Annotated in this window: 14 protein-coding genes; 7 read left to right on the top strand and 7 right to left on the bottom strand. The window is 52.4% G+C overall.

Features of this window, described 5'->3' with window-relative positions; translation table 11 throughout:
* Positions 1 to 211 precede the first annotated feature (211 nt).
* Positions 212 to 3436 carry a phosphorylase b kinase regulatory subunit alpha/beta gene (locus ACXAFR_RS19200; protein ID WP_475179753.1) on the top strand — a complete coding sequence of 1075 codons (3225 nt, stop codon included), beginning with the start codon at positions 212 to 214 and terminating at the stop codon, positions 3434 to 3436.
* 50 nt (positions 3437 to 3486) lie between these two features.
* Here ACXAFR_RS19200 and ACXAFR_RS19195 read toward each other — a convergent pair whose 3' ends face one another.
* Positions 3487 to 4107 carry a TetR/AcrR family transcriptional regulator gene (locus tag ACXAFR_RS19195; protein WP_475179752.1) on the bottom strand — a complete coding sequence of 207 codons (621 nt, stop codon included), beginning with the start codon at positions 4105 to 4107 and terminating at the stop codon, positions 3487 to 3489.
* A 143-nt stretch (positions 4108 to 4250) separates the two neighbouring features.
* Between ACXAFR_RS19195 and ACXAFR_RS19190 the strand changes: the two genes are divergently transcribed.
* Genes ACXAFR_RS19190 through ACXAFR_RS19175 form a run of 4 tightly spaced genes read left to right on the top strand, consistent with a single transcriptional unit; the run spans position 4251 to position 8775 of the window.
* On the top strand, positions 4251 to 5813 hold the full coding sequence (locus ACXAFR_RS19190; RefSeq protein ID WP_475179751.1) for an efflux transporter outer membrane subunit: 1563 nt from the start codon (positions 4251 to 4253) through the stop codon (positions 5811 to 5813).
* A complete protein-coding gene (locus ACXAFR_RS19185) occupies positions 5806 to 7359 on the top strand; it encodes an MFS transporter (RefSeq protein ID WP_475179749.1) in 1554 nt (517 codons plus the stop codon). The genes ACXAFR_RS19190 and ACXAFR_RS19185 overlap by 8 nt, the downstream gene beginning before the upstream one ends.
* 39 nt (positions 7360 to 7398) lie before the next feature.
* Positions 7399 to 8424: an HlyD family secretion protein gene (locus ACXAFR_RS19180; protein WP_475179748.1), complete on the top strand. Its 1026-nt coding sequence runs from the start codon at positions 7399 to 7401 to the stop codon at positions 8422 to 8424.
* 24 nt (positions 8425 to 8448) lie between these two features.
* Complete coding sequence (locus tag ACXAFR_RS19175) at positions 8449 to 8775, top strand: DUF190 domain-containing protein (RefSeq protein WP_475179747.1); 327 nt, start codon at positions 8449 to 8451, stop codon at positions 8773 to 8775.
* Positions 8776 to 8798: 23 nt separating this feature from the next.
* On the opposite strand, the gene ACXAFR_RS19170 is transcribed toward ACXAFR_RS19175, so the two are convergent.
* The 3 genes from ACXAFR_RS19170 to ACXAFR_RS19160 form a co-directional block, all read right to left on the bottom strand.
* The gene (locus tag ACXAFR_RS19170; protein ID WP_475179745.1) at positions 8799 to 10169 is read right to left on the bottom strand and encodes a cytosine permease; all 1371 of its coding nucleotides are present in this window, start codon (positions 10167 to 10169) and stop codon (positions 8799 to 8801) included.
* 134 nt (positions 10170 to 10303) lie between these two features.
* Positions 10304 to 11185: an NAD(P)-dependent oxidoreductase gene (locus ACXAFR_RS19165; RefSeq protein ID WP_475179743.1), complete on the bottom strand. Its 882-nt coding sequence runs from the start codon at positions 11183 to 11185 to the stop codon at positions 10304 to 10306.
* 53 nt (positions 11186 to 11238) lie between these two features.
* A complete protein-coding gene (locus ACXAFR_RS19160) occupies positions 11239 to 11760 on the bottom strand; it encodes an SRPBCC family protein (RefSeq protein ID WP_475179741.1) in 522 nt (173 codons plus the stop codon).
* Between the two features lie 233 nt (positions 11761 to 11993).
* Here ACXAFR_RS19160 and ACXAFR_RS19155 point away from each other — a divergent pair, with 233 nt between their 5' ends.
* Complete coding sequence (locus tag ACXAFR_RS19155; RefSeq protein WP_475179739.1) at positions 11994 to 13625, top strand: GMC family oxidoreductase; 1632 nt, start codon at positions 11994 to 11996, stop codon at positions 13623 to 13625.
* A gap of 3 nt (positions 13626 to 13628) precedes the next feature.
* On the opposite strand, the gene ACXAFR_RS19150 is transcribed toward ACXAFR_RS19155, so the two are convergent.
* From ACXAFR_RS19150 to ACXAFR_RS19140, 3 genes are all read right to left on the bottom strand, one after another.
* On the bottom strand, positions 13629 to 13823 hold the full coding sequence (locus ACXAFR_RS19150; protein WP_475179737.1) for a hypothetical protein: 195 nt from the start codon (positions 13821 to 13823) through the stop codon (positions 13629 to 13631).
* Between the two features lie 292 nt (positions 13824 to 14115).
* Entirely contained in the window at positions 14116 to 15456 is a 1341-nt protein-coding gene (locus ACXAFR_RS19145; RefSeq protein ID WP_475179736.1) for an aromatic ring-hydroxylating oxygenase subunit alpha, read from the bottom strand.
* Positions 15457 to 15610: 154 nt separating this feature from the next.
* A complete protein-coding gene (locus ACXAFR_RS19140; RefSeq protein WP_475179734.1) occupies positions 15611 to 16069 on the bottom strand; it encodes a nuclear transport factor 2 family protein in 459 nt (152 codons plus the stop codon).
* Between the two features lie 327 nt (positions 16070 to 16396).
* Between ACXAFR_RS19140 and ACXAFR_RS19135 the strand changes: the two genes are divergently transcribed.
* Positions 16397 to 17086 carry a TetR/AcrR family transcriptional regulator gene (locus ACXAFR_RS19135; protein ID WP_475179730.1) on the top strand — a complete coding sequence of 230 codons (690 nt, stop codon included), beginning with the start codon at positions 16397 to 16399 and terminating at the stop codon, positions 17084 to 17086.

The following is a 17086-nucleotide window of genomic DNA, read 5'->3' as shown; positions in this document are numbered from 1 at the left end:
ATTAGAACGTAAGTCCAACGCCTCATAGATAAGGTAGGTTTGTTTCTTTGAAAATTATAAGCCAGACTGATCACGTTTTAAACAAAAAGCTAGAACGCCCGAATTTACACACCGGATTGCATTATCACAGCCAAGGGTACTCCCCCTTGCACCACCCACCATTTCCGGAGAACATCACTCTCTTGACGCCCACCAGTTGTTAAAGGATCAAATGGATACCTCTACCACGCCCGGCCATCGCTCTAGCGAGCAGAAACGCATCGCCCTCGATAAGTATTATCAAGAAATTCAAGATGTTATCCTCTCAAGGCAGAGTCCTGTCACCGGCCTATTGCCAGCCAGCACCGCCGTTACCGTCCACGGCGACTATACCGATGCCTGGGTGAGGGATAACGTCTACAGCATTCTGGCACCCTGGGGGCTAGCACTGGCCTACCGTCGGGCGGACTGTGATTCCAGCCGCGCCTATCTGCTCGAACAAAGCGTAGTCAAGCTCATGAGGGGCTTGCTCATCTGCATGATGAAACAGAGCGCAAAGGTAGAAGCCTTCAAGCATACCCTCAACCCTATGGACGCCCTGCACGCCAAATACAATACCCATACCGGTGATACGGTCGTCGCTGACGACGCCTGGGGACATCTGCAATTGGATGCGACGTCTCTGTTTCTGCTGATGGTCGCGCAGATGACCGCGTCGGGATTACGCATCATCTACACCTTGGACGAAGTCAATTTTATTCAAAACCTCGTGCATTACATCAGCCGCTCTTACCTCACACCCGATTTTGGTTTGTGGGAACGCGGCGCCAAAACCAATGTCGGTAACGCCGAGATTAACGCCAGCTCTGTGGGCATGGCAAAAGCTGCTCTGGAAGCCATGCGCGGTTTCGATGTCTTTGGCAGTGAGGGTGGGCAGATGTCCGTTATTCATGTGGTTGAGGACGATATCGCCAATGCTCGGGATACGCTCGAAGCGTTACTGCCGCGGGAATCCGCTTCTAAAGAGATCGACGCGGCACTGCTTAGCATAATCGGTTACCCGGCTTACGCCATTGAAGATCCTGAACTGGTCGAGCTGACCCGTAGTGACATTGTCGAAAAGCTTGAAGGGCGCTACGGCTGCAAACGCTTTTTGCGCGACGGCCACCAAACGGTTCCCGAAGCCCACGATCGTCTTCATTACGAGACCGGGGAATTACAAGCCTTCGAGAATATTGAATCGGAATGGCCGCTGTTTTTTACCTATTTGCAGCTCGATGGTCTTCTGCGCGACGACACCGAAATGGCAGCACGCTACCAAAAAGCGTTGCAGCCCTTATTTGTAGAGCGAGATGGTCAGCGCTTGTTGCCAGAGCTCTATATGGTGCCGGCCGATGCCATAGCCGCAGAAAAAGAAAACCCCCACAGTCAGGATCGCGAACCCAACGAGAACCTGCCCCTGGTTTGGGCTCAAAGTTTGAGCTTACTCGGTGACCTGCTGCGGGAAAAATACCTGTTCCCCAGCGATATAGACCCGCTGGATCGTCGTTGGCGTCAGCGGGAAAACCACAAATGTAAGCTTCTGGTTACCCTGCTGTCAGAAAATCAGAAGGTGCAAAGTAAACTGCACGAACAGGGAATCGCTACCCAAACACCGGAGCAAATTGCCCCGATTCAAGTCGCCACTGCTGCAGCCCTTGCTCGAGCTTACTGCACGGTAGGTGCGAACAGCAAGCTGTCATTAACAGGACGACCGGAACGTACCGTCGACACGCTAACCACCTCGCAGCTGTTCATCTTGCGGGGACAACAAGTGATTTTTTTACCACCATTTCTGCAGGCAAGATACTCTTATCTGGAATTGGATAATCATTTTCTGGTGCAGCAACTTCGCAATGAACTTAAACATATTCAGCACAATTGGCAGAGACCTGGCAGACCGCTACTCACCGTGTTGATCACCCGCTCCATGCTGGCAACCGCCGGCCATGAGCAGCTGACGGAACTGCTGAGAGAATTACAGAGTGGACTCTGCGAAGAAGTCGAAACCCGCACGGCCCGTGTTGCCGAACACCTCCCAACCGTCACGCGAGAAAATATCGACCACCTTCATGGCTTTGAACTGCGTCGTCATGACATTGCCAAACCGGAAGATCGCGATGGCGTATTGCCGAAGGACAATCAGGCCAATGCCACAGTGCACCCAAGTGTACTCACCCATTGGCGCAACAATCCGAACAACGAAGAACTCCTAGCAAAACTGACCAGTGATTCCAATATTTACGCCCAAGCGGACTTGCTAGGCGTGCTCTGGACACGGCTGGATATCGATGAGACGGTACATGAAGGTGCCAGCCTGCGACAGCTGGCTGAAGAGGTTTATCATCGTGCGGCCTACTGGCGAATCTGGGGTGTTATGCGCCGCGCCGTCGCCCTGCTCGGCTGGTATGACGAACACCTACAGGATGAACTTCAACGTCTCGTCATCCGAGGTTTGCGCGTCGCCGCAGGTCGCTCCTTCTCAGAACAGATGCTGATCCAAAGGCCGCTGGTCAACCGTGAAATCGTAGAGCGTATCCGCGCTTACGGCGGCGATGATCCTCGCGTGCACGTGCTTCTGCAGGAAATGATTTTACTGCTTGGAAAACTGATTAAAACGGACCCGGATGCATTCAAAAACACCTATACCTTGCACTGCTGGCACCTGCTGTTGCAAATGAATGGTGAGCTCGCCTGGGAACGAAAGATTACGGAAGATGAAGCCTTCGATGCACTGCTGGAACTGAACCCACAGGAAATGATGAACCGCTTGCATCACCTGCTAACCGATACAGGTGATAGCCTGTCGCATCTCAGTAGCGTCGAGTCCCTGCACATTCTCAATCAGGGCGATGATGTGACTCGGGTAGGCTTTAAAAGCGACTATGATCCAGACTTGGATACCACCGACAACAGCTGGCTAACTTGGCGTAAAGCTCGCGGCGGCGTGGTGCGCCTCAGCAACGATTTTTGCGCACAAATCTGGGATAGTCTTGGGCATTGCGAAGGCTTGGTCATCGGCGACCGGCTCAACTCCCAGAGCCGTATCGACAGCCAAATTGTTCGGGCAGATATGACCCCCGCGGAGAAAAACTTCGCGCTGCTGATTGAAGATAAACTCAATCTTATTCAAGCCCCCGAATATCGACAGCTTGTTGTTGAAGCTTTACAGGCGCTTGCCGCGGTCTTCCATGCCAACCCGCAATTAGAGCTTGACAGCGTTATCGTGCTCGATGTTTTGATCGGCCACGCGGTACGCATTCACGCCATACAACTGCGGGAGTCCGGCGGACCAGCACCCACCAACAAATCGGAAACTTGGGACCTCTTTTTCGAAACAGCCCCCCACCAAGTGGCCAATGCCATGGTGGATGCGTTCTATCACCTGGTCGATGAGAACTTACAAGCGCTGGCGTGATTCTCAACCACCAATCCATAGCGCGGATCATCGAAGAACGGCGATTCGCGCTATTTCTCCTGACGCCCATATGCCCGCAGAAATGTCGTTACGGCATTTTCTACCCACTGATCAATCTGTGCTTCCGATGCCTGAGCTTCCGGATGGGTTAGCGCCATCATATGCGCTTCACCCCGTAATATTCCCATAAACACTGCGGCGGCGGAATCTCGCCCCAGCAGCTGAATGTCGATCTCTCCGGCTTCGGCAGCCTGCTGCAGATGACCGGCAACAATTTTGGTCATTGTCGCTGGCCCACTCAAATAGAAAGAGCGCGCCAGTTGTGGAAATTTCACGGCCTCGGCCAACACCACTCGGTGTAACGAAAGGGCCTCCGCAGTCAATAAAATTGACAAGTAGGTATGACCGATCTCTGTAAGAACTTTGTTGATGTCCCCTGGTGTGACCTGAATCTGCTGAACCAACCCCGTAAAGCGACCGCAAGCGTCTTTGATCACGGCGGAAAATAAAGCCTCTTTGTTGGCATACCGAGAGTAAACCGTCGCCTTGGAGACACCGGCTTCTTTCTGGATCATATCCGTTGTGGCAGCGCTAAAGCCGTGCTCGAAAAAGACCCTGGACGCTGCGTCCAATACCAACATGGCTTTTTTATCTTGCGCATTTTTCTGCACCGGCGCCCTACCTTCTTAACGTTGCTCGTCTCTGAGGCGACAACTATACCGAATCTTGATCTTGACAAAAAGTGTACCGTTCGGTTTAATTCGAAAATTCCTACGAAAACCCATATTTTACTGTGATAAAGGCCACCACCAAAGTGACAAAAAGAAATTGTACCGTACGGTTTAGTACACTTGGTACAGTTAACGGTTTGCCTCCCCATAAACGCATCGCTCTGTGCATCTTGCTCAGCCTCAGTTTTGTAGGGTGCGCCACGCCACCAGCACCATCGGACACCCCAGAGCCGCCAACGAACTTCCGCGCCATCAACCTGAATCGCGATCTGCTTACCGAGCAAGAAGCACCTGAGAAATGGTGGCAAGTGTTTCAGGATCCAACCCTGAATGCTCTGCAGGAGATCGCGATCTCATCCAACCTGGATATTCGCGATGCGGCAGCGCGGGTGGAGCAAAGCAGAGCCAGTCTCGGACTACAGAAATCTTCACAAGGCCTACAGGTCGGGGTCGCTGGGGATTACTCAAGAAGTCGACTGAGCGAACATTCGCGCATGGCGCTATTGGGCGCACCGACCCAACCAACGGATTATTGGACGCTCGGCGCCGCTGCCAGCTGGGAGGCTGACCTCTGGGGCCATTTACAACAACTGACCGATGCCGCCAGGGCTCGCTATCTCGCGAGCCAGTACACCGCCGCCGGAATCCGCGTTACCACGCTGGCCGATGTAGCGAGCAATTATTGGTTATTGCGCAGCGCAGAACGTCAACTCGCTCTCGCCGAGGAAGAGGTCCGAATTCACCAGGATTTACTCACGCTGCAGGTGAGCCGGGAGAGAAACGGCATGGGCACCCGCTTCCAGACCGAAGCCGTTCGCGCAAAGCTGGATGCCGCCAATGCCACCTTGCCCCCCTTGCGCAATCAGCGACATCAGTTTGCCAGCAACCTGGCGCTGCTATTGGGTAAAAAGCCTGGTAGCCTGGATTCGCTCCTGAATACTGAGTCACAAAGCCCGCAACTGCCTGACCAGATTCCGCTCAGTCTTGATTCCACCGTGGCTAAACAGCGACCGGATATTCAGCAAGCTGCCGCACAACTACAGGCGGCAATCGCAGATGTCGGTGCCGCTCGCGCGGACTTTTACCCACGTATTCAGTTAAGCGCCAGCGGCGGATACGAAGCCTTTGAATTGTCGGACCTCGGCAACTGGAGCTCACGGACCTTTGCTGTTGGTCCCTCGCTCTATCTACCTATTTTTCAAGGTGGCCGACTGCGCCGAATGCTGGAACTCACCCAGGCCCAGCAGCAATCTGCTGCGATCAACTATCAGCGTGTTGTTCTCAACGCCTGGCACGAAATCGCCAATGCTCTTAGTGAATATCGTAACGCCCTTGATCGCGAAACGGACATGGATAATGCGCTCGCTCACAGCAGTCAAGCCCTGTTCAGTGCAAAGCGGGCGTTCGATCAAGGTCACGCAAGTCAAATCACCGTTTTGAGTGCCCGCCTGGCGGAACTGCGTGCACGCCAATCGCAAGATATCACCCATACCGGCAGCTTATTATCCACCGTCGCCCTTTATCGCGCAGTGGGCAGCGGCTGGCAGAGCGCCATGGATTCCGCGACGGTCGAAAACAACAGCACCATGTCACCGCTGACGGTATCGACAGCCTCTGCGTCTATGTCGGGCAAGGCCAATGACTGATTCGCGTACCAACACCAAGCCTCCTGGGCCCCCGCCACCGATTCCGTTTACGCCTCGACTGGCACTCGGCCTGTTGGGTGTTCTGCTGGCCGCAATGGCGACAGGATTAAACGGTCGCGTTCCCGGACTGCTGTTGGCCGACGTCCGCGGACATCTCGGTATCAGCTACGACCAAAGCACCTGGCTGGACTCAATGTTTACCGCCGGCGAATTGATTGCCATGCCATTTTCCTGCTGGTTTGCGGTGACGTTTTCGTTTCGACGCTTTCACCTGTCGATGCTCGCCGGCATGTTAGGCATGGCGACAATTATGCCGTTCATCCACGATTTTCACTGGCTGGCAGGATTGCGCCTGATCCAAGGTATTTTTTCCGGCGCGCTCATTCCGTTATTGATGATGGGCGCGCTGCGTTTTATGCCCATCAACGTCCGCCTGCATGGATTGGCGCTCTATGCGATGACAGCAACACTCGCGCCCAACATCAGCCTTTGGCTCGCCGCCGTTCTCATTGACGATCCCGTATCGGTTGTCTGGCTCTATTGGCAAATTATTCCTCTTGGCCTAATCGCAGGCGCCCTGGTGTTTTACGGCATTCCCAAATTGCCACTCGCATTGCCTCGCATAAAACAGGCAAATTGGTTTGGCATGGCGTTTGGCATTCCTGGCATGGCCTTACTGGCCACCGGCATTGCCCATGGTGTAAGACTGGAATGGTGGCATTCGCCACTGGAGCGCACGTTGCTGTCGGTGGGCGGCCTTCTAACGCTTACCTTTTTATTCACTGAGTGGTTTCATCCCAGCCCGTTTATGCGCCTGCAATTGCTCAGCCGCCGCAACCTGGGACTCGGCTTTATCGTTTTCTTTTTGCTGCTGATCGGAATGACCAGCGGCGTATCACTGCCAACATCGATTCTGGAACACACCCAGGGTTTTCGGGTTGAGCAATTGACCTGGCTGGGATTATCCGTTGGCCTCCCACAAATTCTACTTGGCTCAGTGGTTGCCATATTGCTGTATCAAAAATGGATCGATGCCCGTTACCTGTTTGCCGTCGGGCTTTCCATTCTCGCTGGCGCCTGCTACCTGGGTTCTCAGGTCACATCAGAATGGATGGTCGCAGAGTTTTTCTGGGCGCAGACACTTCAAGCCATTGGCCAACCCATTGCTGTTGTCTGCCTGCTCTTTTTAGCGACCAGCGTTGTACAACCGATGGAAGGCCCATTTGTCGCGGGAATTATCAACGCGTTACGTGTGATCGGGACTTTGATCAGCGGAGCCGTTACCGGGCAAATTAGCCTGGAAAGGTCGACGTTTCACAGCGACATGCTTATCAATCAAGCCGGCCAATGGCTCACCCACAACAGCAACAGCATGCTGCCTTCAGAGCTTTCAACCACTATTGCCAGCCAGGCCAGCGTTCTCGCCAGCGCAGATACTTACAGGATCTTTATGTTTCTACTGATCGCACTGATACCGGCAGTTCTCTGCCTCAATTACATCGCGCCGCCAACCACCACTCTGCCCCAGCAGGCTCGCGGCAGTTAAAGCGGCCAGCTATCTAAAGAATAGGTACAAACCACCACCATGAAAACTCCTCAGAAAATTCTTACCGGCGGCATCGTCATTATTGCTGCTGCCTGCGCTGCCATCTACGCAAATCGATCCCCCTCTCTCGCCACCACCCAGGCGACCGACGACGCCTACGTAAAAGCGGACATGACAACGATTGCCTCCCGAATTGCAGGTACAATTGCCAGTGTTAATGTCAAAGACTATGACCAGGTGAATGCCGGCGATCTACTGTTCACAATCGATGACCGAGATCTGAAAATCGCATTGCAACATGCGCAAGCAGCAACGGAAAATGCGGCCGCCATCGTCGAAGAGTTGACCGCGGAACTCAACGCTCACGGCAACAGCATCCGTCAGGCAGAAGCGACCTTGCAATTGGACAAAGCCAATTTAGAGCTGGCTAAAACCAACCAAATTCGCTTCGAGAATCTCGCCAAAGATGGCTCTGGAACCGTTCAGGATCAACAACAGGCAGACGCGGAGCTTCAAGTACAGGAAGCCACCCATCAGCGGGATTCCGAAGCCCTTCTGGCGGCGCGACAGCAAACTGCCGTTATCGAAGCGCAACTAAAAAGTGCTCAGGCTAACCTGAATGCGGCGAAAGCCACAGAATCACAGGCAGAACTCAATCTGTCCTATGCGAAGATCACGGCCCCTTCCGCAGGTATCGTCGCCCAACGTTTGCCACGTGTGGGTAGCTATGTCCAGATTGGGCAAGCGCAAATCACCCTTGTCCCCACCCAGGGCTTGTATGTCGAAGCAAACTTCCGCGAGACACAACTTGTCAACATTCACCCTGGCCAGAAGGTGGATATCCGTGTGGATGCTCTGCCGGGCGCCAAACTGGCGGGCATTGTCGACCAAGTCGGGCCGGCTTCCGGTGTCAGTTTTTCTGAAGTTTCTCCCCATAACGCGACTGGCAACTTCACCAAAATTGTTCAAAGACTGCCGGTTCGAATTCGAGTAAACAGTGGCCAGCCGGAATCTTCAATGTTGCGGGTGGGTATGTCTGTACAACCCAAAATTCACACGGACTGAACATTTAACTTGAGGAGGCCTACAGTGCATCAAGGCTATCAAATTACGTTTTTTACCCAACAGGATCGCAGTTACAAGCAGCGTTCCATTGCCCAATGGTTATTTGAAGCAGCAGGCGAACTCGGTCTCCCCGGCGTTACCCTGCTGGGGGCTCTCGAGGGCCAGGGACACGACCAACAAATTCATGCGATTAATATGTACAGTGTCGCAGAACAACCCATTCAAGTTGTCATGGTGGTCAATGAGGAACAACGTCAGAGATTGTTTGAGTATTTGGAGCAGGAAGCCGTTTCGATTTTTTATACGGTGATTCCGGTAGAGTTCGGCACTGTGGGCAAAGAAGGCGCCTAGACACCTTCTTTACCCGAGCCTCATCAGGCGTTTTGATCTGGCGCTGCCAACGCTGCGTGGCCTACATGAACACCGGCCATCTTCGCCAGATAAAATACGACCGCATAGACAATCATAGACACCAGCAGTCCATACAGCGATGGGAAGAGCGCACCGGAACCCGGGAGACTGACCCCTTCACCAGACGCATAGGCAGCCGCAGCACCGACCACATAGGCGAGAATCGCAATGGGGTTCCACTTTGGCAGATGCGTAAGCCGTGAGGGATCATAGCGCATACGATTCACCAGATAGTAATCCACCACAATCGGTCCGATCAGCGGTGGCACCAGAGCGGCCAATAAATTTATCCAGCTGAGAAAATGCTGATACACCCCCAGCCCAAGAATTGTGCCCAGCAACCCACAGATCAACGTCGTGACGCGTTTGGGGCGACGAAACACGCCCGCCGTTTGTACAGCGGGTGCATAGAGATTGGTATCACCCGTGGTCCACAAGGCGAGGCTCATGGCGATCAAACCGATAAAGCCGATGATCGGCCCCTGCTCCAACATATAGGTCGTAAATTCGTAGGTGCCAGAGACAATACCGCCGGTCGATCCAATGATCTGCAAAAACCACTGGGAGATAATCAGCACCACAAAGGGAATCGCAATCGCAACCCACGCTTTCCGAGCGAAGCGGGTGTAGTCCGCCATGATGATGGCACCGACAATCCAGGAGCCAACCACCAAATTAATGGCTTCAGTCATCGATAACGGCGCCGCCGCGGCCTTTTCAGCCGACATCGCGAGAAACGGTTCCCAGCCACCGGTTTTGTCGATGTTCAGCCAGGTCGCATAGATGCCGACACCAACCAGCATTAACACCGACGGCATGCTGACTTTTTCCAATGCGGCAACACCAAGATAGGTTGTTGCTGTGTAGAGCAGCCCAGCAAAGATCGCGACCGCATAAAAGGTCGCGCTGTCAAAAGACTGTGCCCAGGCGAAACCAAACGCGCCCACCGTAATACCCTGCCAACCAATGGTGAGCATGGCTACGAACAGGACAGGTATGTAGGCACCAATATTGCCGTAGGTGAAGCGATACAGAAGCCCGGTATTACACGCGGTTTTAAAACCGATAAACCCCACCAGCGCACCAATCACGAAGTTCATCGCATTCCCCAGAAAGGACGCCATCATAAGATCAGGCCAGAAGGGTAAGCCCTGGCCCAACGCGCCACCGGTTAGCAATCCGGTTACCAGAAAGCCCCAACCGAAGGCCAGGGCCAGCAGAGGCAAAGAATTACGGCGCTGACTATCCGTTAACGGGGTCAGCGGGTTATCCGCACTGGCGGCTTCTTCGTTGGGATCGAGAGACCACCATTTTTTGAGTCGTTCTAGTATCACGGCCGTTTCCTTATGCAGTGTGGATCGGGAAATATGACAAGCGGATGAATGCTCGATCGACACTAGAAAAACTTAGCCACAGGCGCATTAACAAATGTCAATCCGCAAACGTGAAATATGAAACGACTGGAAAATTACACCTCTGAAGTAAACAGGCGTACGATTGAGGTCATATTGTCCTCTCCATACCCTGCCTCGATCCCTGCGCGAAACACATTGCGGGCAGCGGTCAAGGTTGGCGCCTGAGATGACGGCAGCTGAGCCAGCGCATAGCCGAAGTCTTTTTCAATTAAAGCTACCGGGAACAAGGGAGAGAAATTCTCATGCATCATAGAACTGCTCAGGTAGCCGGCAACACCACTCCAAACCGGGGTAGAGGCAACTGCACTAAGCACCTGCTCAACATCAGCCCCCTGTCGTTTAAGCTCGCCAATCAATTCCGCCAGAGCCGTCAGCTGCACCCCCATAAGCGTGTTGGTTGCCAATTTTGCTTGCGCCCCGGCACCTAAAGGCCCGCAATGGCTAACCGCACTCCCCATTGATTCAAACAAAGGCCGCTCGCGCTCGATCAATGCGGAATCGCCACCGACCAGAAAAACCAATTGGCCGGCTTCCGCATGGGGGCGACTGCCGCTGACGGGAGCTTCCAGAAATCCCACCCCTGCGTCAGACAAGCGGGCCCCTAACGTCTTGGCCCATTCCCCTGTAATGGTTGAACACTCGAGCGCAAGGCTTCCCGATGACATTCCCGCCAACGCTCCAACCTCTGGATCCAACCATACCGATTGGGATGCGTCGTTATCCCGCACCATCGCCAAAACCACATCTGCGCCGGTCGCAGCATCTTTGGGGGTAGGTGCCGAAATGGCACCGGCGAGCACTGCCCCAGGCTTTGTTAGCTGTTCGCATACATCCGCGGAGCGATTCCAGACGCGTACCGAATACTCCGCCTTCAACAATCTGGCCGCCATGCGTCGTCCCATTGCCCCCAACCCCAGAAATGCAATTGTTTTCATCTACTGCTCCTGTCGAATTTGCAAAACCGTTAATCACTCAACGTTTAAAGCTGTCAGCCAGTGACATTCAATTGAGATTTGGTCGCTTGTATCAGGCCATTCAACCAATCCTGGTGAGCATTCAACATGGGATTGGGAAGCGTCGCCGCAAGTTCTCTGGCAGGTGCACCATTCTGAGTTTCCTGGGTCAGCACCCGCAAACGATCGCCGGGTAACGATTCCAGCAACCAGGCGTGATGAACATCCAAACGCCCTTCTGAGTCACCTTCCACCCAACCATGCCAAGCAACCCGGCCTGGATGATTCGCATCGGGTGCTACAAATTCCACCACTTCCGCTTCCACCGGAAAACCAAAGGTTGTGAATCGAAAACGTGCACCTGCGGTTAATTGAGGACCTGCATCATTGTAAAAGCGTATCTCGCTCGCGTTCTGATAGTACTTGGGCCAGGCGCGGGTATCGCATAAGTAGGACCAAACCTTCGCCAGCTCCACCCCTGTGACAACCACTTCATTCGATACAAAGTTATCGGTCATACCGGGTAAATAGTCCCCCGGCCACTCAATATCACTCATTCTATATTCCTTCGAAAATCTCTAAATCGTGTTAAAGCGTTATCTTGCCGACAGCCACGAAATTACTCCAATCGAAGATCTCTATTTGAGCCATTCAAATTACTTATATCTACCCCACCACCTAACGCCACCGACCGCTTAAAAAGAACGCTTGTCATATAAAAAATAAACCGGCATAGTTGTTTAATATCTGACAAAATTTAGCATAAAACACATAACAATAAGGCCTTTTCATGTCTGTCTCTGCACAGGAATACGACGTTATTGTCGTCGGCGCAGGCTCATCCGGCTGCGCACTTGCCGGTACCCTCGCCCGCAACACCAACTTTTCAATACTGCTACTCGAAGCCGGTGGAAACAATCAATCTGCCTTGGTAAGCATGCCCAAAGGCATCGCCAAGTTGGTCAACATGCCCGCATATACTTGGGTCTATCAGGTAGACCAAAAACGCAGCCCAGATGCTGATCATGGCGAAGTCTGGATTCGAGGCAAAGGACTGGGAGGCTCATCCGCGATCAACGGAATGATCTGGTCACGAGGACAAGCGCCCGATTATGACGCCTGGGAACGCTTGGGATGTGATGGCTGGAATTGGGAATCCATGAATACCGCCCTCAAAGCCATCGAAGATCACCAACTCGGCGCCAGCACCAATCGCGGTGTCGGCGGCCCAGTTACTATCAGCCCAGGCCCCTTCCGCTACCCATTGGTTGACGCCATCCTGGAAGCCGGGCGCCAACACAGTCTAGACGTTGTTGAAGATTTAAATGACAGCCATGAGGAGCGCATTGGGCTCTACAGTCACAATACCCGACGCGGCCGCAGAGTAAGCGGCGCCAAAGCCTTTCTGAGTCAGACGTATGCTGGCAAAGGGCTCAAGGTCGTGACCGGTGCACAAGTGCATCGGGTGGTCTTCGATAAGAATAAAGCGATTGGCGTTGATGTCTCTATCGATGGCCATCGTCAGGAAATTCGCAGCCGCTGTGAAATCGTCCTCTCAGCTGGCGCTATGGAAAGCCCCCGCCTACTTCAGCTCTCGGGCATCGGCCCAACAGAAGTATTAAACAACGCCGATGTTCCTATCGTTGCAGCAAGTCCCGATGTTGGACGCCGCATGAAAGAGCATCTGGCCTTCGCCATGTCTTATCGACTGAAAAAAGACGGACTTGGAAATCAGCATTGCTTCCGGGGATTGGGGCTTGCAAAAAGCGTTCTTCAGCAACAGCTCTTCGGAACCGGAGCCATGTCATTAGGTCCATTCGAGGTGGGTGCATTCACAAAAATTGGCGGGGCCGCCTCGCCGAACTTACAACTCTATTTGTCGGGCTATGCATTCAAACTCAGTGATGACAATCATCCCGTGCCCCTGTCCGACATTGACCCGGAACCTGGCATGTCTCTCTACGGGCAATTATTAGATTTGCAGAGCGAAACGGAAATCCGCATTACCAGCCCAAATTCCGCCAAACCCGCCATCGTCGAACCCAATTGGCTGACTCACCCTCAGGATCGACAGCGGGCTGTGCAAACCGTTCGCTACATGCGGCAATTTGCCGAACAACCAGCGCTCGCACAACTGATCGACCATGAGATGGTACCGGGTAATCAAGTGCAAACAGATGAAGACATTCTAAATGCGTTTCGTCGCCTCGCCACCTGTGGGCTGCACGGTACAGGGAGCTGTCGTATGGGAGGAGATGCCAATGCTGTTTTGGACGGTCGCCTTCGTGTAAAAGGCGTTGAGGGTTTGCGGGTAGCAGACTGTTCTGCCATGCCCGGCACCATCTCCGGCAACACCAATGCCCCCGCAATGGCGCTCGGTTATCGAGCAGCGCAGTTGATTAAGGCCGATCTATCAGCCTAAAGGTTAAGCTTGAACACCATAACTGCCGAGCGGGGTGCCATCACCTTTAAAGGCGTGCCCCCAACTGGCACCCGCCTCCGCACAACTTTGATGAAAGGCCCGCATAGTACTGTCGTAATCCGCGTAGCCAATCACAGTTGTGACCCGACTGTTGTTATAGAGAACAAACACATATTCGAACATTTCGTTGGTAACCATAGCAACCTTCCTCGCGAGTCGTCTGAGACAGCGCAAAAAGGAGAGAGGATTAAACAGTCACCTGCTTCAGACGCCGATCATGTCATCCTACAGAGATTCACGGGCCTTAGATACCGTCACAGTTTGCTTCACCACCTAATGGCACGTGAAATACCGAATCAGAGCATATCTTGTGCTGAGCGGGCAGCCCACTGGCGCCGACAAGGATTTCAAATTAAAGAGCTACTTGTGTGTCGAAATCAATGAACCCATTACACACTTTCTCGGGAGTAAAATACCCGAAAAGCGTCAATTAACGCCGACCTTCCAAATAGTCATTAATGACTTCATGAAAGCGACGAACGCGAGTTTCCTGACCGGCTAGATAGCAGTCATCGAATGCCATGGAGCGCAACCCCCGCTGCTGGGTTACCGCCAGGGAAAGATCCTGGGTTAAAAAATCCCCTTGATCGAGAGCGGCTTCATAATCAGCATAATCGTCTTCCTCTTGTTCCGCTTCTTCATATGGACGCATGCCGTAAAGTGTCGCGACTTCCTCTGCGCCTTTTACTTCCGGCACCAAATACCAATAATCGAACGTCGACCAATTGGGATCTTCTGCATCCGGTTCCGTACGAAAGACGTGTAGCCCTTCCGGTGTTCCCGTCAACGTTAAATTTGGAAAGCAGGTGTGATGCATCTGATCGGTTAACTCATCGTCAGTTAGCTTGTCGAAATAGTTATAGCCTCGCTCGGGACCTAGACGTCGACGAGCCTCCTGCAACGCGAGCCGACCGTCTTGCGCCCGCCCGTTAAAATCCTGGGGATCTATATCCCATTCTTCCAATACGGATGCCCACAACGGCTGCACCTCATTTTTAAACTCGGAGCGAGAAGACGGTTGTAGTTTTTCGATCATACGATTGTGACCATTGGGATACATCTCAAAAATCGATGTCGAATAATGATCATCGATCATGGGTTCAAACTGAGGATGTACCGCCGGGATGTGGTAAGCCTCATTAAAATTATCGGAGGCGAACTTCCAGTTGGTATTAACGCGAAGTGTTCTCCAGACCACCCGAGTATGGTTATCCAAATCACGGTTGCCTAATAACTGAGGAATCGGATCCAGATACTCTAACAGGGGTTTGGCCTCAGGATTAAACGACCAGAAAATAAATCCTCCCCAGGTATCGCACTTCAATTCTTTCAAGTGTAATTTTCCACAGGGATTACCCTGCGGAAAATCTTCGGCATCCTGTACCCATTCCAACGCGCCATCCAACCCCCACTTCCACCCATGATATGGGCAGGTAAACGCGCTAACGCCACCCTCATCAACACTGACCAATTGATTTCCGCGATGCATACAGACGTTGAAAAACGCTATGACAGAACCGTCTGACTGCTTGACCATCAACACCGACTCATGCCGAAAATTATGAACGATGAAATCGCCAACTTCTTGCAGTTGTGCAACTCTTCCCCCGACGTGCCAGATCTTTTTCCACATGCGCTCCCACTCGCGATCAGCAAAGTCCTTTGACCAATAGCGATCACCACCAATTTTGTCTCCACGGGCTGCAGGAATCTCTGCATCCGGATGCGTAGGATAAGAGCTCTTGTGAATGATGGATTCCTGAGTACCCATAAATATCTCCTTCGGCGGCAAGCCGTCATTATTCGTTATCGTAGTTCAAGAGACGGAGTAACATCGAAAAGGGTGAACAAGCCTTTCGAGGCAACTCACAAAAAGTCACAGCAGTAAAAGATGGGAAAACGAGCGCCTTTTTGATGACAGGCAATCACCTCTGCCCGTGAATCTCATCCAAGGATCCTGGCATGGGCATACCTTGTAATATTTGATAACGGGTACACTTCCATTGATCGTCGGTTTTTACACACGTCATTCGATAACGCACGTGAACGAGAACTTCATTGCCATCACTGGAGCGCCCCAATCCCTGTACGTAAGCGCGCATCACCGCGCCATCACCTGAGTAGGATTCAACTCTAAAATTGGAAATGTAGTGAGTGTGGTGGGTCATATCCGCAAACACACTGTCGTAAAAGTTTTTATATTCGGCACGCCCGTGCATTGCTGGCAATCCGATATCGGAGAAATCCAATACCGCATCTTCGGTAAACAAATCCAAGAGTGTATCGACCTGATCCAATGCATCGACCGCATAACAGTAATCCGTCATTAGATCCTGCAATGCAAGGCGTTCTTCCAGGGGAATCTTAACTTGAGTTGCTGCCATCATTTTCTCCATTATTATCAGCCAACACACCATTCACTCTTAAAAACGATTCGCACTTAACAGCCGTTAGCACTTAACACGCAAGTCACACTTGGCATACCAACGCTAAACAACGGGCATGTAGGGTACGAAATTATTTTTAGAACGTTATTCTAATTAAGATCCTAACCCGAGTCTTAGTGAGCTGTAAACTGCTCTTGTAGACCAAAATGTTCGGAAACAAGGAACCACTCAGAGGTATCGGTTATAGCAAAGCTTAGCTATGATCCGTCCAGAACATTCCTACAAGCCCCGCGCTGGCTATATCTCCACCACCGATACTGGCTTATGACGAAAATCGACACCACACTGGATTTCTCCTCAATCGATTGGCTCGACGAACAAGATTGGGCTTACAAACCTGCACAAAAGCGTAGTAAACAGACGCTGCAAAAGGTTCTTTCCTGCGCCATGAAGCTGTTTATTAACACCAGCTTTGAAGAAACCACCCTGGCGCAGATCTCTCGCGAGTCAGGCGTCTCTATCGGTTCGATCTACAATCTGTTTAGCGACAAGAGCGCCATCGTGCGAGCACTCTTTGAACACTATCGATTTAATCGCGTGTCGCAAATTGATGAGATGGCAGAGCAATTACTGCAGGCGAATCACACCGCCCTCGATGTTATCCGTTTTCATATTGGAATTATCTATACATCGTCCAGTAGCGACGGCGCCTTCTTGCGCTTAATAGAGCGACAGCGCTTTGTCGATCAACAGCTGTATGACATTCAAGCGGACTCAGAAGAGATTTTTTGCCAAACAATGCTGGGGCTTTACCACCAACAGCATGAGTCCTTTGGTCACCCAGATCTCGAGACATCAGTTCGATATCTTCACTACGTGATACGCGGGTCTGCCCTGTGGTCACTGCTTCCCTCATCACGAGAGCGGCAGTTTCTCAATGTTTCCGACCATGGCTGCCAGGAAGAAGCGGTCGCTATGGCCGCAGCATATCTCCAATGCTCTTGCAATCAATAG

Source organism: Pseudomaricurvus sp. ABR4_320 (assembly GCF_056159445.1).
This window is presented reverse-complemented; position numbering and strand designations above follow the sequence as displayed.

Bases quoted from the DNA above. Each gene is read 5' to 3' on its own strand.
- ACXAFR_RS19160 (WP_475179741.1), bottom strand. From the start codon at position 11,760: ATGAGTGATATTGAGTGGCCGGGGGACTATTTACCCGGTATGACCGAT.
- ACXAFR_RS19200 (WP_475179753.1), top strand. From the start codon at position 212: ATGGATACCTCTACCACGCCCGGCCATCGCTCTAGCGAGCAGAAACGC.
- ACXAFR_RS19135 (WP_475179730.1), top strand. From the start codon at position 16,397: ATGACGAAAATCGACACCACACTGGATTTCTCCTCAATCGATTGGCTC.
- ACXAFR_RS19145 (WP_475179736.1), bottom strand. From the start codon at position 15,456: ATGGGTACTCAGGAATCCATCATTCACAAGAGCTCTTATCCTACGCAT.
- ACXAFR_RS19150 (WP_475179737.1), bottom strand. From the start codon at position 13,823: ATGGTTACCAACGAAATGTTCGAATATGTGTTTGTTCTCTATAACAAC.
- ACXAFR_RS19140 (WP_475179734.1), bottom strand. From the start codon at position 16,069: ATGGCAGCAACTCAAGTTAAGATTCCCCTGGAAGAACGCCTTGCATTG.
- ACXAFR_RS19155 (WP_475179739.1), top strand. From the start codon at position 11,994: ATGTCTGTCTCTGCACAGGAATACGACGTTATTGTCGTCGGCGCAGGC.
- ACXAFR_RS19165 (WP_475179743.1), bottom strand. From the start codon at position 11,185: ATGAAAACAATTGCATTTCTGGGGTTGGGGGCAATGGGACGACGCATG.
- ACXAFR_RS19185 (WP_475179749.1), top strand. From the start codon at position 5,806: ATGACTGATTCGCGTACCAACACCAAGCCTCCTGGGCCCCCGCCACCG.
- ACXAFR_RS19180 (WP_475179748.1), top strand. From the start codon at position 7,399: ATGAAAACTCCTCAGAAAATTCTTACCGGCGGCATCGTCATTATTGCT.